At 72.4% G+C, this 395-nt stretch carries 1 protein-coding gene; it reads left to right on the top strand.

Annotation, left to right across the window (positions count from 1 at the left end; genetic code table 11):
- Positions 1-395 (top strand): hypothetical protein (locus I6F37_RS43680; protein ID WP_225154935.1); only part of this gene is annotated, 395 nt, incomplete at both ends.

Raw genomic sequence — 395 nt, 5'->3', positions numbered from 1 at the left:
GGTCGCGACCGTTCTCGGGGCGCTCGCCACTCTCGGCCGGCCGGTGGCAGAGACCCCCCTGGGCGACCGTGTCGTCGTGCTGACGCAGGCAGCCCCCCGCCTCACGGTCGAGCTCTCCGGCACTCCCGTCCGCTCGCTGGTCCTCGACTCCTATCTCACTCACGGTGTCGAGCTCGCCTGCGGGCAAGAGCTTGCCGGCATCGCGCTCACAGGTCTCGAGCCCGCAGGTCTCCAACCGAATTCCGCAACCGCAGCGAGCGCTGCCCGCCAACCCGCGTCAGATCGTGGAGCTCGCTGGCGAGGGACGCTGGTCGCCGGACGCGACAGCGCGGAGTGGGCGGCCGGCCGACCCGACGTGGAGGCGCAGCTCGCCTGCCCAGCGCCCACTCCATGGA

Source organism: Bradyrhizobium sp. NBAIM08 (genome assembly GCF_020193935.1).
In the GTDB taxonomy this organism is placed as follows: Bacteria; Pseudomonadota; Alphaproteobacteria; order Rhizobiales; family Xanthobacteraceae; genus Bradyrhizobium; species Bradyrhizobium yuanmingense.
Note: the sequence above shows the minus strand (reverse complement) of the source record. Positions and strands in the feature narration are given on the sequence as shown.